This is a genomic window from Streptomyces carpinensis (assembly GCF_002154505.1).
Lineage (GTDB): Bacteria > Actinomycetota > Actinomycetes > Streptomycetales > Streptomycetaceae > Streptomyces > Streptomyces carpinensis.
In genome coordinates this window covers 1-1,892 of record NZ_MUBM01000193.1, presented here as the reverse complement: position 1 = coordinate 1,892, position 1,892 = coordinate 1, and the positions used below count along the sequence as shown (strand labels likewise).

2 protein-coding genes and 1 pseudogene are annotated in these 1,892 nt (G+C 75.9%); all 3 read right to left on the bottom strand.

Annotation, left to right across the window (positions count from 1 at the left end; genetic code table 11):
- Positions 1 to 455: pseudogene (locus BZY54_RS25170) on the bottom strand (hypothetical protein); the annotation flags it as partial.
- Between the two features lie 142 nt (positions 456 to 597).
- On the bottom strand, positions 598 to 1,563 hold the full coding sequence (locus BZY54_RS25165; protein WP_086727609.1) for an anti-sigma factor family protein: 966 nt from the start codon (positions 1,561 to 1,563) through the stop codon (positions 598 to 600).
- Positions 1,560 to 1,892, bottom strand: a 333-nt coding sequence (locus BZY54_RS25160) for a sigma-70 family RNA polymerase sigma factor (protein ID WP_143668113.1), incomplete at its 5' end; no start/stop codon positions are given. The genes BZY54_RS25160 and BZY54_RS25165, both read right to left, overlap by 4 nt.

Below are 1,892 nucleotides of genomic sequence, written 5' to 3'. Positions count from 1 at the left end.
CGGGCACACGCGAGGCCGGGCATCGGGACGGGGAAGGGGACGAGGGCGACTTCCCGATGCCCGGCCTCGCGTGTGCCCGCGTGAGGACGCTCCAGCTCGAAGTCCCGGTCGGCGGACGCGGACTCGCCGCTCTCGCCTCCAGTGGGCCGCTCCAGCTCGTAGTCGCCGTCGCCGGAGCTCCCCGGGGACGGCGTGTCCTGGGCGCCGGCCGAACCCGGTAGCGCGCCGTCGGCCACGGGCGCGCCCGTGTTCCCGGCACCGACCGAACCCGAAGCGGCACCCACCGCGCCTGCCACGCCGTCCGCGCGTGCCGTGCCCGGCTCCCCGCTCAGGGTGCCGGTCGGATCGCCGGGTCCCCCGGCCGTCGCCGTGTTCTCCGGACCGGCCGGAGCAGCTGGCCGGGGCCGGTTCCACCACCGCGGGCGGGTGGACTTCGTGGGCTTCCCCTCGTTCATGCTCTCCCCACAGGTGCCCGGGGCACGCCTCGTCGGCGGTGGCCGTGCTTCGTCGACTGCACGCCCGGACGGGTGTCATGGGCGCGACCACCTGGATTCAACCAGGTTCGCGGGCCACCGCGCAGAGACCGGCCGCCGCCGGTCAGTGCTCCGTGTGCGCAGCGGAGGGAGCGGGAGTGGAGCCGGGGACGGGCGCGGCGAGGAGGCCGGGTGCCCTGAGCTGAGGGTCGGGCGACCAGGCGGTCAGGGAGATGGGCGGAGGCGTGCCGAGCGGACGTATCAACGGGGACATGACCGCCGCACCGGCGACCACCGGCGTCACCGGCGGCCGCACCGGTCCGGTGGCCGAGTCGGCAACCCCGGGCAGCAGCGGCGCGGACAGCGAGGTGGGCGCCACCGGTGCAGAACCGAACGACGACCGCTGTCCCTGCGCGAGCAGGGGTACGGACGACTGACGGCGCCGCCCGGCCTCGGTTCCGGTCACCGCGCCGGCGCCCGCCGTGCGCGCCGGTGTCACGTTGCTGCCGGCCCCGGAGCCGCCGCGCGCCTCGGCAGCCGGGTCGCCCGTCGCCCCGGTGGTCACACCGCCGAGCGCCACCGCGGCCAGCGACACGGCCCCGGCGGCGACGAACGCGAACCGCATGCCCCGCGAGGCCGAGCGCTCGCCGTCGGGGCGGCCGACGGGGTGGATCCGGAAGCCGCCAGGCTGCTCGGGCCCGTCGGGGGCGGACGGGTGGGGCTGGACCGGGACGTAGCGGAACTCGAACGGCTCGTCGCCACCCATGTCGAACGCCCCGGCTCCCCCGGGCCGTCCGGAGAGGCCGGGGAATCCTCCGCCACCCAGCGGTGAGCCGCCGCCTCCCCCGGGCAGGCCCTGGAGGCGGGCCAGGAAACTCTCGGAGGGCGGCGGCGGTGCCGTCTCGGCGAAGACGTTCTTCAACCGGCGCTGTGCGTCGACCTCCGCCTTGCATTTCGGGCAGGTGGCGACATGCGCCAGGACGCGCTCGCGCGTCTCATGACCGAGCTCTCCGTCGACGAGCGCGGAGAGACGGTCTCCCAGGTGCTGTTCCGCGAGGCCGCTCGCGGGGTTGGTTCGTGATCCACTCACGCGGTCGCGCCCCCTCCCCCCAGTGCGGGGACCCGGGGGATGAAGCTGCGGCGCTCGGCGCGCGCCTCGGGCGACCGGTGCGCGAGGGCCTTGCGCAGCTGCGAGCGGCCGCGGTGGATACGGGAGCGGACCGTGCCCAGCTTGACGCCGAGGGTGGCGGCGATCTCCTCGTAGGACAGACCCTCGATGTCGCACAGGACGACCGCGGCGCGGAACTCCGGCGCGAGGGTGTCCAGGGCCTGCTGGATGTCCGCGTCGAAGTGCGCGTCGTTGAAGAGCTGCTGCGGGGTGGGCTCCTTGCTGGCCAGCCGCTCGGCCGCGTCCTCGCC